Origin of the sequence: Butyrivibrio proteoclasticus P6B7 (assembly GCF_000622085.1) — a bacterium.
GTDB classification, from domain to species: domain Bacteria; phylum Bacillota; class Clostridia; order Lachnospirales; family Lachnospiraceae; genus Butyrivibrio; species Butyrivibrio proteoclasticus_A.
Genome location: NZ_KK211396.1, coordinates 19,052 through 36,002 on the forward strand (window position 1 = coordinate 19,052; position 16,951 = coordinate 36,002).

At 44.2% G+C, this 16,951-nt stretch carries 13 protein-coding genes; all 13 read left to right on the forward strand.

What is annotated here, in order from left to right; all coding sequences use genetic code 11:
- Positions 1-1,036, forward strand: a 1,036-nt coding sequence (locus T541_RS21730; protein WP_197025189.1) for a hypothetical protein, incomplete at its 5' end; no start/stop codon positions are given.
- 155 nt (positions 1,037-1,191) lie between these two features.
- Positions 1,192-2,007, forward strand: a complete 816-nt coding sequence (locus T541_RS20240; RefSeq protein WP_051538340.1) for a GNAT family N-acetyltransferase — start codon at positions 1,192-1,194, stop codon at positions 2,005-2,007.
- Positions 2,008-2,344: 337 nt separating this feature from the next.
- Positions 2,345-4,081 (forward strand): HD-GYP domain-containing protein, encoded by a 1,737-nt coding sequence (locus T541_RS20935; RefSeq protein ID WP_026653850.1) that lies wholly within the window; start codon positions 2,345-2,347, stop codon positions 4,079-4,081.
- Between the two features lie 110 nt (positions 4,082-4,191).
- Positions 4,192-6,273 (forward strand): glycosyl hydrolase 53 family protein, encoded by a 2,082-nt coding sequence (locus T541_RS21255; protein WP_242840802.1) that lies wholly within the window; start codon positions 4,192-4,194, stop codon positions 6,271-6,273.
- Between the two features lie 70 nt (positions 6,274-6,343).
- Positions 6,344-8,188, forward strand: coding sequence for a phosphonopyruvate decarboxylase (gene aepY, locus T541_RS22115; RefSeq protein ID WP_081780018.1), 1,845 nt, complete (start codon positions 6,344-6,346; stop codon positions 8,186-8,188).
- A gap of 1 nt (position 8,189) precedes the next feature.
- Positions 8,190-9,605, forward strand: coding sequence for an amino acid carrier protein (locus T541_RS0117440; protein ID WP_026653852.1), 1,416 nt, complete (start codon positions 8,190-8,192; stop codon positions 9,603-9,605).
- A 3-nt stretch (positions 9,606-9,608) separates the two neighbouring features.
- Positions 9,609-10,787: a phosphonoacetaldehyde reductase gene (locus tag T541_RS0117445; RefSeq protein ID WP_026653853.1), complete on the forward strand. Its 1,179-nt coding sequence runs from the start codon at positions 9,609-9,611 to the stop codon at positions 10,785-10,787.
- A 96-nt stretch (positions 10,788-10,883) separates the two neighbouring features.
- Positions 10,884-11,075, forward strand: a complete 192-nt coding sequence (locus T541_RS0117450) for a hypothetical protein (RefSeq protein ID WP_026653854.1) — start codon at positions 10,884-10,886, stop codon at positions 11,073-11,075.
- Positions 11,076-11,705: 630 nt separating this feature from the next.
- Positions 11,706-12,416 (forward strand): hypothetical protein, encoded by a 711-nt coding sequence (locus T541_RS20255; protein WP_051538342.1) that lies wholly within the window; start codon positions 11,706-11,708, stop codon positions 12,414-12,416.
- Between the two features lie 43 nt (positions 12,417-12,459).
- A complete protein-coding gene (locus T541_RS20260) occupies positions 12,460-13,056 on the forward strand; it encodes a lysophospholipid acyltransferase family protein (protein WP_081780019.1) in 597 nt (198 codons plus the stop codon).
- 60 nt (positions 13,057-13,116) lie between these two features.
- Positions 13,117-14,883 carry an AMP-binding protein gene (locus T541_RS0117470; protein ID WP_242840803.1) on the forward strand — a complete coding sequence of 589 codons (1,767 nt, stop codon included), beginning with the start codon at positions 13,117-13,119 and terminating at the stop codon, positions 14,881-14,883.
- A complete protein-coding gene (locus T541_RS0117475; RefSeq protein ID WP_026653857.1) occupies positions 14,870-16,249 on the forward strand; it encodes a B12-binding domain-containing radical SAM protein in 1,380 nt (459 codons plus the stop codon). Before T541_RS0117470 ends, T541_RS0117475 begins: the two co-directional genes overlap by 14 nt.
- A 20-nt stretch (positions 16,250-16,269) precedes the next feature.
- Entirely contained in the window at positions 16,270-16,947 is a 678-nt protein-coding gene (locus tag T541_RS0117480; RefSeq protein ID WP_026653858.1) for a CDP-alcohol phosphatidyltransferase family protein, read from the forward strand.
- The last annotated feature ends 4 nt before the right edge of the window (positions 16,948-16,951 follow it).

Here is a 16,951-nt window from a genome sequence, read left to right on the forward strand (position 1 = left end):
GGAGCCAGTAGCGGAGGCGCCAGCCGAAGCAGTAGCAGAAGCGCCAGTTGAAATGCCGGCAGAGGAGCCAGTAGCAGAGGCAGCACCAGAGATAGTTGCCGAAGCACCAGCAATTCCTGAGGGCATGGATATAGATCCTGTTATGGCAGCGATGATAGCTGCTGGTGATATGCCAGTTCCAACAGAGAACCCTGAGGCACCTGCAGAGATAGATGCTCTTGTAGAGCCATCAATCGAAGGAATGGAGGACACAGCAGGAGTCATCGTTATAGAGGAACCAATTCCTGAAGAGATGGCCGAAGTGATGCCAGAGATGGCTGAAGCAATGCCAGAAATGGCAGAGGCTGCACCAGATATGATGGATGCTCTGGTAGAACCACCAGCTGAGGAACCATCATTATCTGAAGCAATTGCGATGGATATTATGTCAGAGGCTGCACCAACTATCGACATTCCAATGGAAGCAGAAGCAGTTCCGACCATAGATATCCCAATGGAAGCAGAAGCAGCACCGGAAGCAGATATTTCCATGGATATTCCTTTAGAGGAAGCTCCATCAGCATTGGATATCCTTCCAGAAGAGGCAGAGGTTCCAACAATCGACATTCCGATGGATATGGGAGAAGTACCAACAATCGATATTCCTATGGCTGAGGAAGAGGTGCCAACTATAGATATTCCTGTGGAAGCGCCTGCAGAAGCAGTTCAGACTCCAGTTGAGCTGGATATGAACGCAGCTGCCACAGTTATGGCAGGGGCTGTTGAGGATATCGAGGAGTTCCTTGGAGCAGAGGATTACGAGTATACAAAAGTTACTACAGAGTCCAAGACCCTTGTTCTTATCAAGACTCAGGATAATAATTCCATGGCGATTGTTTATTCTGATGGCGAATTTGAATCTCTTGAAACAAGCTATGATAAGGATGGCAAGACCGGCTACGGAGACATCATGAATGTATTCGTAAAAGAGACAATTAAATCCGGTGGATGCACTGGAATCAAGCGCCACAAGGGAAACAACGTAGTTGCTAAGTAAGAATAATATCTTTTAACATGATCAACGGGCTGAATGATGGCATATTTCCATCCTTCAGCTCGCTTTTTATGTGTGTGAACAGGTATATTACGCGAAAAGTCGTGATAAAATGAATGCATATAGACAAAAGAGCTTAACAGATAAGGAGAGCAGCATTGATAGAGAATTTGATCATAAGACCAGAAACACCTGCAGATTATAAAGAAACAGAACTTATGACCATGCGTAGCTTTTGGAATAAGTATTGGCCTGGATGTACAGAGCATTTCCTTATTCGCATTATTAGAGAATCCAAGGATTATATCCCTGAGATAAGTCGTATAGCGGAGCTGGATGGCAAAGTAGTTGGCGCAGTTTACTATACCAAGGCATGGATTGTGGATGGGGATGTTAGGCACGAAATAGCTACTTTCGGTCCCCTTGCGGTGGAGCCTACCATGGAAGGAAATGATATAGGTGGTGCTCTAATGAGAGAGACCATAAAGCTTGCCAAAGAAGCAGGCATAAAGGCTATTGCACTTATGGGAGAACCAAACTATTATCCAAGATTTGGGTTTAAACGTGGCGCAGAGTGTGGGATCACGGACTCTCAGGGCAATACATTCGATGCCCTTATGTGTCTTCCACTTAGTGATGATTTTGCAGGCGTTAAAGGAAAGCTTATTGAGAGCGCTGATTTTGAAAAGCTGGAAGATGAAAAGCGTCTGGAGGAGATCAATAAAGAATTTCCAAGCTATCGTAAAGTTAAAGTTCAAGAAGGCTTTATGCAGATATTTGAACAACACCTTGGCGTAGTAGAAGCTATAGATGGAGATGAATATAAGGTGCGCTACTGGGAACTTTTGATTCCTGCGAAGCTTTCGGATGATCTGACCCAAAAGCCTTCAATCGGAAGTGATGTACAGTTCACATGGAATCATAAAGGAGAGTCGCATATTACAAAGGTATTTAAGAATCTGCTGGACCAGTAAATGTGACTATGAGATGGAATCATCAGGTATTGGCCTAAGGAATGCGAAAATGATTTCCTGAGGCATAATTTGACATGGATAGTGCTACAGACTCAGATTGATACAACTATCGCCATGCGCGCCAAGGCGAATTCATTGAATGCTGGTGCATGGTGCGTTATATCCAAATTAAATGCTCCACAACCCGTCCCATGTCCGAGAATAACAAAACTATGAAAATTCCCGCGAAACTGATAAAACATAAATGATATAACATACACAAATACAACACACGCAAATATATGTGGATTCTTTGAAATGGTGAAGGCTCTTACGAGCAGGAAGTAAAGGAATAACCATGAAAAGAAAGAATGAATCAGTTCGTTCTGGCATAGAACAAATAATCTGCATATCGATTCTTTTGGTTTTTGTGCTTTTCAGCATTAGATCAGGTAATCCTGGGAAACGCACTGATACCGGTGTGGTTAAGGGTATTAATAACGACTGGATTGATGAAAATGGAGAGTCAGTCGATCTTTATAATCTTGCCCTTGGGAACCATTCTGTCACCTTGGATATCAGTAGGATTAACACAGTAGACAAGGCAATTTGCTTCAAGACTATTGATACCAACTTTGTTGTATATGCATCCGATGAGATGCTTTACGATTATGAGCCTGTGCTTCCAAAGCACTTGGGCATTTCCTATGGCATGCAATATCATACCATAGCAATTCCAGAGGGATGTACAACTATAAGATTGGATATCCTTCCTATATTTTCCAATACGCCAGCAGCTATAAAAGACATAGCTATTAGCGATTCTGGGCAGTACATGACAAGTGTATTTAAAAGAAATCTCTCTGCATTTTCTCAGTGTGTAACAACCATAATTATAGGATTGCTTTTTGTTATAGCAGGACTTACGGGCAATATTGCCATGAAAATATCAGGCATAGACTTCATATCATTTGGTATATCCTGTATAATGATCGGCTTTGTTGGTTTTAATGATACGCTTCTTCTTCAGGTACTGACAGGGCGCCCTGAAATTATCAGAGTTATAGAATACATGCTTCTTGTGTTTTTGCCCTATCCATCCCTTTCATTTTTCTCCAGTATAACGGGAGAGTCGCATCACAAGGTATTATCTGGCATGATGATAGTATGTCTTATTGATTTCTTACTTCAGGTAGGACTGACACAGAGCGGCGTGACAGACTATTACCATCTTGTTTACGTTTCGCAGTTTGTTATAATTGGTCATTTCTTGCTGGCTGTAATTCTTGTTGCTCGGGCTATACGTCATGGGAAAATCAAGCAGACATTGCTGCGCACTGTGTTTTGGGGACTCTTTGCTTTCGTTTTGGGAGCAATTATAGATATGATCCGCTATCATTTCTTTAATAGCTACGGAGATTTAACTTATCTGCGCTTTGGACTTTTGCTGTTTACCGTAATTATGGGCATTTATCTGTACAAGGACTATATAGATTTCCTTAAAAAGAAGCAGGAGGAGAGCGTTGTACTTGCATCCGAGATATCAGAAGCTTTTGCAAAAGTTATTGATATGAAGGATAAGTATACCAACGGCCATTCGGAAAGAGTGGCGAAATATACAGCCCTGATCACCAAAGAGATGGGGTACGACGATGAAACCGTAGAAAAGTATTACCGCATAGGTCTTTTGCATGATGTTGGTAAGGTGGGAATTCCTGTAGCTGTGCTCAATAAGCCTGGGAAGCTCACAGATGATGAGTATAACGAAATTAAGGCTCACACCACAAAAGGTCACGAGGTGTTAAAAGATGTAAGCGTTGCCCCTGAACTTGCCGTAGGAGCCCTGGCTCATCATGAAAGGCAAGACGGAAAAGGCTATCCAAATGGGCTTTCAGGCGAAGAAATCCCTCAGGTGGCGCGTATTATCGCCGTGGCGGATTGCTTTGATGCGATGTATTCTGACAGACCATACCGTGAACATTTGGATTTTGAAAAGGCCATATCAATAATCAAGGAAGGCTCCGGGAGCCAGTTTAATCCTGAAGTGGTTGATGCCTTCTTAAGTCTCGTTGATAAAGGTCGGATAAGAGCTTAGGTCTAACAAGGACTTAAGCTCTTTTTTTCTAGTTTTACCCGAAATATTCGGCGATTGTATAGTATAATTGATAGGAAGTCATGAAAAGAGCTGAATATTTTGGGGGAAGTATGAATAAGAAAAAGATATGTTCTTTTGTTATGTCTGCTATGCTGGGGGCTAGCCTTCTGTTTGGCTGTGCCGGGAATAATGGCAGCACGGATGGATCTTCTAACAATTCCAATGATATATCAACTGAAGAAATGAGTGGTGACGCAGCAAGTCTAGCATCTACTGCTGATGACTCGCAAGGTTCCTGGAAGGATCCTATAGATGGTCTTCCAGAGGACTTTATCTGCGGCATGGACGCATCCTCTGTGCTTGTGGAAGAGAACAGCGGCGTCAAATACTACGACTTTGAGGGAAACGAAGCGGATGTATTTGAAGTGCTGGCAGATTCTGGCGTTAACTACATAAGACTTCGTGTCTGGAATGACCCCTACGATGCAGAGGGCAACGGCTATGGCGGCGGTAACAACGACCTGGCCACAGCTATAGAGCTTGGTAAAAGAGCTACCGATGCTGGAATGAAGGTGATGATAGACTTCCACTATTCGGATTTCTGGGCAGACCCCAAGAGACAGCACGCGCCTAAGGCATGGGAAGGCATGAACCTTGAGGAAAAAGAGACAGCTCTTTATGAATTTACCAAGAATAGCCTTGCTGAGCTTCTTGAAGCTGGCGTAGACGTGGGCATGGTCCAGACTGGTAATGAAATCAACTATGGAATGAGTGGCGAGACCAAGCTGGATAATGTCATAGCTCTTTTGAAAGAAGGGAGCAAGGCAATCCGCGAGGTATCAGCCTCCTATGATAAAGAGATATCGGTGGTTGTCCACTACACAAGGATTCAGGATAAGGCAGATGTGCTGGATCTGGTGGACAAGCTGGTAAGTAACGAGCTTGATTTTGATATGATCGGCATGAGCTATTATCCCTTCTGGGACGGCTCCATGGAGAACATGAGCCGAGTGCTGGAGCTGATTCAGGAAAGATACAAAAAAAAGGTGTTCTTGGCGGAGACTTCCTACTGCTACACAACAGAGGACGGCGACGGTTCAGGCAACAGCCTTTCAGTTAATGACCTGGTGGAGGGCTATGGCGCTTCCGTAGATGGACAGGGCCAGATGATTCACGATATTTGCAGCAGCGTCAATGCTGTAGGTGGTCTTGGTATTTTCTACTGGGAAGGCACCTGGATTCCGGTGGGCCCTGCAAACGCTGATAATTCAGCAATCTGGGAGAAATACGGAAGCGGCTGGGCTAGCAGCTATGCTTCTGATTACGATCCTGAGGATGCAGGCAAGTACTACGGCGGATGCTCCTGGGATAATCAGGCTATGTTTGATTTTGAGGGACATCCTTTGGAGTCTCTGAACGTGTTTAAGTACATGAGGGGCGATTCCTTCGTGGCTCCTGACAGAAGTAGTGAAGGTAGTTCTGCTTCTGACGCGGCAGCAGAGGATTCTAGCAAATCTGCAGATGGCAAGTCAGACGATGCATCAGCATCCAAGACTGGTGAAAATGATAAAACAGCATCTGGGCAGCAAGCACAGGATAACCAGACAAACACAGATCAGACTCAGGACCAGCAGGCGAATGCAGAAAAGACTCAGCAGTCATCCCAGCCCCAGCAACAGGGCTACGGCAGAATCCTCTTTATAGGCGATTCAAGAACTGTAGATATGTTTGATGGCGGCGCCACAGAGATCATGGGCGGTGTCTACAACGGAATTACAGTTTACTGCAGAAACGCAGCTGCCACCAACTTTGCTTACGAGGCGGTTAACAGCGCAGGTCTTGATAACTTTGACACCGTTGTTTTCTGGATGGGAGCCAACAACTACGGCGATTTCTCAAGCTATGCACCCCTTTACGAAAGTATCCTTTCAAGTGGCAAGCAGCTTGTGGTTTGCACCGTTGGACCATCTCAGGATGAGAGCCTTGAGGCAGACGATAGGCCATACTACGACAATGAAAGAATGGTGGCCTTCAACAATTCCCTTGTTGCCTGGGCCAATAACCACGGCGTCAAGGTCATAGATCTTTATACCTATTGCGTTAACAACATCACTATTGATCCAAATGATGGCATTCACTATCAGCCACAGCCCACAACTGCGCTGTGGAACTACATCGTAAGCTCACTGTAACTGGCTGATAACGATATGTTCATACAATAAAAATAGAAACACACGAAACTAAGAATGACGAGGGGCTAATATGAAAGCACTAATTCTTAATTCTGGCAGAGGCAGCAGGATGGGAGACCTTACAAACTCCCAGCCCAAGTGCATGACAGCGCTGTCTGACAAGGAGACCATCCTATCGAGGCAGCTTAATATGCTGATTGATGAGGGCATTACGGATATAGTCATCACCACAGGCTATCAGGCTGAGGTTCTTAAGGCTTACGTAAAAGAGCTAAATCCTTCAGCCAGGATTTCTTTTGCCCACAACGACAGATTCGGGGACACCAACTACATCTATTCCATGTTCCTGGCTAAGGACGAGCTTGATGACGACATCATCCTGATGCATGGGGATCTGGTCTTCGAAAGGCAGGTCCTTAAGGATGTGGTAGAATCCAAGGATTCCTGCATGGTGGTTAGTTCAACAGCTCCTTTACCTAAGAAGGACTTCAAGGCAGTATTAAGGGCAGACAGAATCACAGCTGTAGGTGTTAACTTCTTCATGGACGCCATGGCTGCGCAGCCCCTGTATAAGGTAAAAAGAGATGACTTTAAAATCTGGCTTGATGAGATTGTAAAGTTCTGCGAAAGGGGCGAAACCTCCTGCTATGCGGAGAATGCCTTTAACGAAGTGTCAGATCTGTGCTGCATCATGGCACTGGATGAGGAAGATGCAGTGTGTGGCGAGATAGACACTGAGGAAGATCTTGTGGCTGTACGAAAGAGAATAACTAATGTACAGGTTACAGATTTTCTTAATATAATCGGAGCAGATTTTTATACCGGAGTTCCTGACAGCCAGCTGAAGGCACTGTGCGACTACCTGGTCAATACCTATGGGACAGATCCTAAGCACCACATAATTGCGGCCAATGAGGGCAATGCCATGGCTATAGCCGCGGGATACCACATGGCTACAGGCAAGGTGCCTGTTGTTTATATGCAGAACAGCGGCGAAGGAAATGTGATCAATCCTTTGGCAAGCCTTATGAATACAGCAGTTTATGGTATTCCCTGTGTCATGATAATTGGATGGCGCGGAGAACCTGGCGTTCACGATGAGCCACAGCACGTTTTTCAGGGTCAGGTTACCTGTAAGCTTCTTGAAACTATGGATATCCCCTACATGGTTGTGGATAAAGAAACCACAAAAGAAAATATTGTGGATATCTATGACGCCTTCAAGGAAAAGCTTTCAGAAGGCAAGGTTGTTGCCTTTGTGATCAAAAAGGGCTCTCTTATCTATAATGAGAAAGCTCATTATTCCAATGATCATGAGCTAAAAAGAGAGACAGCCATTAGCCGTATTGCTGATACTGCCGGAAGAGACGTGATCGTCAGCACCACAGGAAAGGCAAGCCGCGAGCTATTTGAAATTAGAGAAAGAAATGGACAGGGACATGAAAAGGACTTCCTGACTGTAGGTTCCATGGGACATGCCAGCTCCATAGCTCTTGGAATTGCAATCAACAAGCCAGACAGACGAGTGTGGTGCATAGATGGCGACGGTGCGGCTCTGATGCATATGGGAGCCATGGCGGTTATTGGTAATGTGAAGCCCTCTAACCTGGTGCATGTTGTTATTAACAATGGCGCCCACGATACAGTTGGCGGACAGCCTACAGTTGCCGGTAGTACAGACCTTACCGGTGTGGCAAAGGCCTGCGGTTATGAGACAGTTCTTTTAGCAAATAATGAAAAAGAGCTGGAGGAAGCCTTGAAGGAAGTGGCAGGCGTTAGCAAGGGCCTTACATTCCTTGAGGTAAAATGTGCTCTTGGAGCAAGGGATGACCTGGGACGCCCCACAACAACTGCCATTGAAAATAAGAAGCAGTTTATGAATTATCTGCGTGATGCAGGAAGGGAGAATATGTGACTTGAGTTTTGCTGCAGTAATTAAGAATGTTGGAGACTTTTTGTGGGGATGGCCCCTTATTATATTGTTGTTTGGAACCCACCTGTTTATGACTGTCAGAACAGGATTTGTTCAGAAGGATATATTTAAGGCAATAAAGCTTTCAGTGACCAGGGATCCCGATGTGGATGGCGATGTTTCACAGTTTGGAGCGCTGACAACGGCCCTGGCTTCAACAATTGGAACAGGAAATATTGTAGGTGTTGGAACCGCCATTGCTCTGGGTGGCCCGGGAACTGTGTTCTGGATGTGGCTTACAGGAATTTTTGGTATCGCCACCAAGTATTCGGAAACCCTGATCGCGGTTAAATACAGAGTTAGGAGTGAAGATGGAACCATGCTGGGCGGCGCAATGTACGCTCTGCACAGAGGCCTTAAAATGAAGTGGCTGGGCATTGTGTTTGCGTTTCTTGCTGCAGTCTGCGCCTTTGGAATAGGCTGTACAGTGCAGTCCAATGCCATCGTTGCCAATATAAATCAGAATTTTGCCAGTGATGCCAAGAGTGAAAAGATATTAACTTACGTTTCTGCCATTGTACTGTGCGTGATCGTTGGCATGGTTATCATAGGCGGAATCAAGTCCATAAGCAAGGTTTCAGAAAAGCTTGTGCCTTTCATGGCAGCATTTTACGTAATTGGATGTCTGATTATTCTCGTCATGAATGCTGATGTTCTCGGAGAAACAGTTAAAGTAATCGTTACTTCTGCATTTACTTCAAGGGCAGCTACAGGTGGCTTTGTGGGAAGTACCGTGGCAGCAGCTTGCAGATTTGGCTTTGCAAGAGGACTCTTTTCCAATGAGTCAGGTATGGGATCTGCGCCCCTTGTGGCTTCTGCGGCTCAGACCAGAAATCCTAAGAGACAGGCCCTTGTTTCCATGACAGGAACCTTCTGGGACACTGTGGTTGTATGCCTTATGACAGGCCTGGTGCTGGTTTCAAGCATTATCAAGAATTCTTCCATCGACGGACTTTCCGGAAATGGCTCAGAGCTTACAGCCCTTGCCTTTGGTAAGATACCGGTTATCGGAACTTCTATTCTTGTTTTTGGCCTCATCACCTTTGCTTTCTCAACTATCCTTGGATGGTACTATTACGGAGAGCGCTGCGCGGTATATCTCTTTGGAGAAAGAGCTATCCCTGTTTACAAGGTTCTGTGGGTACTGGGAGTGTTCGTAGGTTCTATCGTGGAACTTAACCTGATATGGGACATTGCTGACATATTGAACGGACTTATGGCTATTCCAAATATAGTGGCTGTGCTGCTGTTATCTGGCGTCATTGCTAAGGAAACCAAGAAGTATTCTGGCGCACATATAGATGATAAGGACGAATCAGACGTGCCTGTTATCAGTAATTCCAAAAAGGGAGTTTTATAAAACATGCAGATTTATAAGGATTATGCAGATCTGGAGAGCTTTATTGTTTCCAGAAATATAAAGAGAATTTTGCTTGTGGCAGGAAAGTCTATGGACAGGCTCCGCATTGCGGATTTTGTAAAAGAGCTTGAGAGTAAGGGAGAGACCAGCTTTGTAAGATTTAGTTCTTTTACCCCAAATCCCAAGTACGAGGAAGTTCTTGAGGGAGTAAAGGCTTATAGGGATAATAGCTGCGACGCAGTCCTTGCTATAGGTGGCGGAAGTGCCATGGATGTTGCCAAGTGCATCAAGCTCTATGCCTATAAAGACGGCGACGGAGAAGACGGTAGCTTTCTGACTTCAGAGAATAGTGCTAACGACATTCCTTTCATGGCAATGCCAACTACAGCGGGAACAGGCTCAGAAGTTACCCGCTTTGCAGTTATTTATTACAAGGGTGAGAAGCAGTCTGTGGCCCATGATTCACTGATCCCAGACCTGGTGCTCCTTGACGGCACTGTGCTGGTTAACCTTCCGCTTTATCAGAAGAAGGCTACAATGCTGGATGCGCTGTGCCATGCCATCGAATCCGCCTGGTCTGTAAAGAGCTGCGAAGAAAGTAGGGAACATTCCAAGAAGGCAATCACAGCAATCATGGACAATTACAGGGTTTACCTTGGTGCCAAGGCCACAACCTACGATAAGATGCTGATGGCCTCTTTGGAAGCAGGCCGCGCCATTAACATAACCCAGACCACTGCAGGGCATGCCATGTGTTACAAGATCACAACTAAGTACGGCTTTGCCCATGGACATGCGGCTGCGCTTTGCGTGGGTGTTCTGTGGAGATGGATGTTGGAGGTTGTGGATAAACAGCGCGAATCTGGGGCAGAATGTGGATTACCAGAATCTGAGATGAGTTCTGTAGCATGTGCATCACGTGTTGAAATGACCAAAGAAGATCTGGATAACGTCAGAATGAAGTTCGATTTCCTTGCTGAGTGCTTTGGCGCTCATACGCCAGCTGAGGCCCTTCACATCTACGAAGACATGTTAAAAGAGCTTGAAATGGACCTTCCAGATATTAAGGATGAAGACTTGGATATTCTGGTTCATGCTGTTAATATTGAAAGACTTAAGAACAATCCGATCGCACTTGGAGAAGATGATATCAGACGTCTGTATCAGGAGCTGAAGGCATGAGCAGTAGCTCTTTATTTCAATTTTAACTATAAAGCAGGGAATCTCTTTTTAAAACCAAGCTTTTATTATGCACATAATTTCTACTTAAGAGAACCAATGGTAGTTTATCAAAAGGAAACTGGATGCCTTAATGTTGTAAATCCAGAAGGTAAATATAAGTCTGAAGATTGGTATGGCGAATATAATGTTATTGATTTTTATGGTAATCCAGTAGATTGCAAGCAGGATTATTTAGGTGCAGCGGTTGATTACATGTATGATGTGGGCTGCGAGATATCTACTTACTGATACAGGCAGTGAGATGCCATCGCCATATTGAAGTGTTTATTTATCAGATAAAAAGATACATCAATTGATTAGTGAACAGTCACCCAGTTGGGTGGCTGTTTTTATTAGATATTAAAACGATACATGATGGTCATTATTTATATACAGATTGTTCACATTCTAAACATGGCATCTGCGATATAATAACTGAAATTGCAACAAACCGGGGATATGAACTGTTACTAATATATACACAGTGAGAAGAGCAAGCTAAAGTAGAGTTCTTTGGGCAATATAAGAAAAATAAGGGATATTGCCCAAGCCAAGGTAATGATCTTTGGGTAATATGAGAAAAATAAAGGATATTGCCCAAGCCAAGGTTATGATCTTTGGGTAATATAAGAAAAATAAAGGATATTGCCCAAGCCAAGGTAATGATCTTTGGGTAATATAAGAAAAATAAAGGATATTGCCCAAGCTAAGGTGTTGCTCTTTGGGTAATATAAGAAAAATAAGGGATATTGCCCAAGCTAAGGTAATGATCTTTGGGTAATATAAGAAAAATAAAGGATATTGCCCAAGCTAAGGTAGAGTTCATTGGGCAATATATGAAAAACAAGGAGTATTACCCAAAAAGTATGGGTAAAAACAATGAATGACGAAATGAACAGTATGGAATGCAGTGATGTTAAAAATACAAAGACAAAATCATATATTTACGTAGCCTTGGTGAAGGCTCACACAGGCCTTGGTGCCATAGCAAGGGCGCTGTTCAGATATGAGTACACCCACATTGCAGTGTGCATGGAGGAGCCACTTCAGGACTTCGTTACATTTTCAAGAAGAAAGCATTATGCACCCTTTGACTGTGGATTCATGCATGAGACTCTGGACTGCTATGCCTACGGAGATCACAAGAACGTTAAGCTCAAGGTCTTCAAGGTGCCTGTGACAGACAGGAATAGGGCACGCATCGAAAGGTACATTAACAAAATAGAAAACGACAAGGACTACATCTTCAACGTGTATTCCATGGCCACCATGGGCATCCTTCACGGCTTTAGGATCTACAAGGCTGAGAACTGCATGTCCTTTGTATCAAGGATTGTGGAGATGTCAGGGGCGGTGTTTATGGACAAGCCCTTCTACAAGTACAACATAAAAGAGCTGGACGCCCTGCTTAAACCTTACATGTACAGGGAGGAGCTCTTTTATCCAAAGGAGAAGAAGACTTTAGGATACATGGACAAAATTCCGGCCAAGAAAAATATTTGTATGTTCCTTAGTTTGAATGGTAAACTCATTCAGAGAATATTAACCAAAAGATCAATCGAAAGCTACATCGAGTTGGAACGCAAATAATGATTGAATCTAGATTGGCTGAAATATAAAGGGGAATTATAAATTGAACAATAGAGAAAAGAAGGCAAAGCTTTACCTCACCTTCAGGCCTTTCCTGGGGCTGTTATTTAGCTCTTTTTACAATCCTAAGATCATTGGGGCGGAGCATATCCCAGCTGAGGGAAGAATGGTAATTGCCGGCAATCACAAGCATGCGCTGGATCCGATCCTGGTGGATGTGTCCACAAACAGAGTGGTGCACACTTTGGCTAAGAAAGAGCTTCATGACGGAATATTTGGATGGTTCTTCAAGGCCATGGGCACAATCCCAGTTGATCTCCATGCTGACAGAAACAAGGAGGCTCTGGAGGCAGCAATAGAGTGCCTTAAGGACGACTGCCTGGTGAACCTTTCACCGGAGGCAAAAAGAAATTACACGGATGAGGTTCTGCTTCCCTTCAAGAAGGGTGCAGTGGTGATGGCCCTTAGGACTGGATCAAAAATCGTGCCTTATTCCATCACTGGAGATTACAAATTTAGGAGCAAGAATCTGAAGATCGTGTATGGTAAGCCGGTGGACGTGACTGGCATGGAAGTGCCGGAAGCTAATGAATATCTGTTTAATGTGATCCATGACATGATCATCGAGAACCGCGACTAATACAGAGATTACAAGATAATATCTGAATCCAAAAATGAAAAAGAGTAAAGGGAAAACATATTGATCGAAGTAAAAACACCATGGTACAAGTACTATGACAACGTGAAAAAGCACCTGGATTATCCGGATATTTCCGTATATGACCTGTTAAAAGAGTCAGCTGATAAGCACGGGGACAACATCAGCTACAATTACTTTGGAACCAAGGCCACATTTAAAAAGTTCATAGAGCAGATTGACGAGTGCGCAAGGGCCTTTAAGGCTCTGGGCGTCAATGAGGGGGACAGAGTCAGCATCTGCATGCCAAACACTCCTGAGGCGCTTATTAGCTTCTATGCCCTTAATAAGATCGGGGCCATTTCCAACATGATCCACCCTCTTTCTGCAGAGCGTGAGATTAAGTATTACATCGATATTTCTGAGAGCAGGTTCATTGTCACAATTGACCTGGCCTTCAACAAGATAAATCACGTGGCCAAGGACACATGCCTTGAAAAGGCCATCGTGGTATCAGTTAAGGATTCTATGCCTCTTTACATGGGAGTTCTTTTCCAGGTGACAAAGGGCAGGAAGATCAAGGTAGAGAAAAGCGATATCGCAATATCCTGGAAGCAGTTCATCTCCGGGGCAGCAGGATACACAGGGCCACTAACTTCCGGTGAAGACGATAGCTCTTTTGACAACAATTCAGTTGTAACAATTGGTGAAAAGAACTATCGAATCGGCAACAGGGTTGCTAGCATTCTCTACAGCGGCGGAACTACAGGCTATCCAAAGGGAATCGAGCTTACCAACCTTAACTTTAATGCCCTGGCAATGCAGAGCTTTGAAGCCTGTGCCTGTCTACATGAAAAGGATAAGGTGCTGTCCATCATGCCTGTTTTTCACGGCTTTGGCCTTGGAATCTGCATCCATACAGTGCAGTACTTTGGCGGAACCAGCATAATCCTGCCAACCTTTAGCGCAGCCACATTCCACAAGCTCCTAATGAAGTACAAGCCTAACATCATCGCAGGAGTGCCAACTCTTTACGAGGCACTGCTTAAGAATAAGCACCTGGAAGGCTATGATCTGTCCTTCCTTAAGTGTGTTATCTCTGGTGGTGATTCACTGTCTGTGAGCCTTAAGGGCAAGGTTGATGCATTCCTTCATGAGCACGGCGCAGATATTCAGGTTAGAGAAGGCTATGGCCTTACCGAGTGCGTTACGGGAAGCTGCCTTACACCTGAGAAATACTACAGAGAGGGAAGTATTGGAATCCCTTATCCAGACACCTATTACAAGATCATAAAGCCTGACACCACAGAGGAGCTCCCCTACGGAGAAGAGGGTGAGATCGCCATCAGCGGCCCATCAGTGATGAAGGGTTATCTTAAGGATAAAGAGGAAACGGACAAGACCCTGAGAGTCCATGAGGACGGCCTTACCTGGCTCCACACCGGAGATTTGGGCTACATGGATGAGGACGGCTTTATCTATTTCAAGCAAAGACTTAAGAGAATGATCGTAAGTTCAGGCTACAACATTTATCCGCAGTACATCGAGAACACCATCGATTCTCATCCAGACGTTCTCATGAGCTGTGTTATCGGAATTCCACACGAATACAAGGTGGAGGTGGCTAAGGCCTTCATCGTTCTTAAGAATGGTGTGGAAAAGAGCTCAGAAGAGCTTGAAAGTATCAAACAACATTGTGAGAAGAATCTGGCCAAGTACTCCTGGCCATATGCTTACGAGTTCAGGGACGAACTCCCTAAAACCCTGGTGGGTAAAATAGCTTACAATGAATTAAGTAAGGAAGAGCAGCTAAAGAATGAAAAGAAATGATTTATGTTTTCTGTTGATCCACCCTGAGATTTCCAGAACCAGATACAATTTTGTCGGGGTAATAGAAAACGAATGTTTAGAGCTGGAGCAGATTTCCATCATGCTTAAGAAAAAGGGCCACAGAGTATACCTCTACGACGGACAGGTGGAAAAGATATCTGTTCCTGAGGCTCTTAAAATGTACAAGCCAGACGTGGTCTACGTCTGCGGAAGAACAAGGCAAGAGAACTTCATGCTGGAGTACTGCCAGAACGCCAAGGACTATAACCCTAATACCCTTACCATCATCGGCGGTCTTCATGTTCAGCTGGCCTACCAGCGCATGTACAGGGACTATGTGGATTACATCCTCACATCCTTCGATATTTACAAGATCCTTGACCTGGTGGATTATTCCATCTTCCAGAATCAGCATATTGTGTTAAAAGAGATATCTGGAATCTGCTACAAAGAAGATGGACAGTGGCATTACAACAAGCAGGAGCCCTTTGATATAGATCTTTTACCAGCTCCTGACAGAAGCTACTTCTATGCCCATCCGGATAACTACAGGTACCTTGAGCTTAAGCATGCAGCCTGGGTTCGCACGGCCTTTAGCTGTCCATATCACTGCAGGTTCTGTGCCCGCAACAGGATGAACGCCGGAGCTTATTCAAGACGCAACATTGATGCTGTTGTGGATGAGATCGAGCAGATTGAGTCAGATAATATCTACATCGTAGATGATGATTTCCTTTTTGATGAGGAGAGGCTTAAGAGATTCATCACCCTTATCAAAAAGAGAAAGATCAAAAAGAGATACATCTGCTACGGAAGGTCAGACTTTATTGCAAGGCATAAAAAGCTTATGAGAAAGCTCCGTGACATAGGTCTTTACTATGTTCTGGTGGGCCTTGAAGCCTTTGATGACAGCTATCTTACGGATTACAACAAAAGATCCAGCATGGAAAACAACTCAAAGACTATCGAGATCTGCAATGAGCTTGGCATTAACATCATGGGAATGTTCATTCTGGATCTTGGCTTTACTGGCAAGGACTTCAGGAACCTCTACAGATATATAAGGGAGCATAGCCTTAAACACGTGGCGGTATCTATCTTTACGCCGGAGTTTGGCCTTGAGACCTATAATAAGTACAAGGACAGGATCATAACAGACAATCCTTCCCACTTTGACTACCTCCATGTGGTGGCAAAGCCTGATAAAATAAGTGTAAAGCGCTTCTATTTCCACTACTATGTGCTTCTTATAAGGCTCTTTTTAAGGGCTCAGAGGCAGGGCATTTACGACTTCATCAATTACGGCGACTACATTAGGTCTTTTGTCCTTAATATGTTCAGAAAGCGTAAGAACGATAACGAATAACGAAAAGGAATAATAACAAGATGAGCAGCGATAACAAGCAAGAAGAGAACAAGGTAAAAAAAATAATTCCAAGTAAGCTGGAGAACGCCTCCTACGGCGTGATCTACGGCACATTCGGCAAGATTATCCCAAAGAACATGACTCCTAATCAGATGACTATGCTGGGGGCGACCTTTGGATTTGTGGGGATTATCTGCGGATGCCTTGCCCATTTTAACAGGCTTTTCCTTATTGGAACCATCGTGGGTCTTGTGGCCCATCTTATCTGCGACGACCTGGACGGTTTCATTGCAAGGAAAAGAAATATGTCCTCAGATGCAGGGGCCTTCTTGGATCTTTTGACAGACATTATTCACATCACATATCTGGTGATTGCTCTTGCCTTTGCAGGGGTGGTGAAGTTCCAGATCGCAGTATTTCTGGTGCCTGTCTATGCACTTATGATGTTTACCGCCATGAACTACATCAGATACCTTAATGAATTTCTTTTCCCAAGACTTGGACCTATCGAGACTCACATGTTCTTCGTGATGATCTGCGTTCTTGGCATGATTCCTTCATTTGGAGAATTGGTGCAGATTTTTGGTGTGTGGTTCGGATTTACTGATATAATATTTGTACTTGGCGGAATTGCCATGTATTATGAAATGATAAGACTACAGATCACATTGTTTGTACGATTGTCAAAAAAGAAGTGAATTA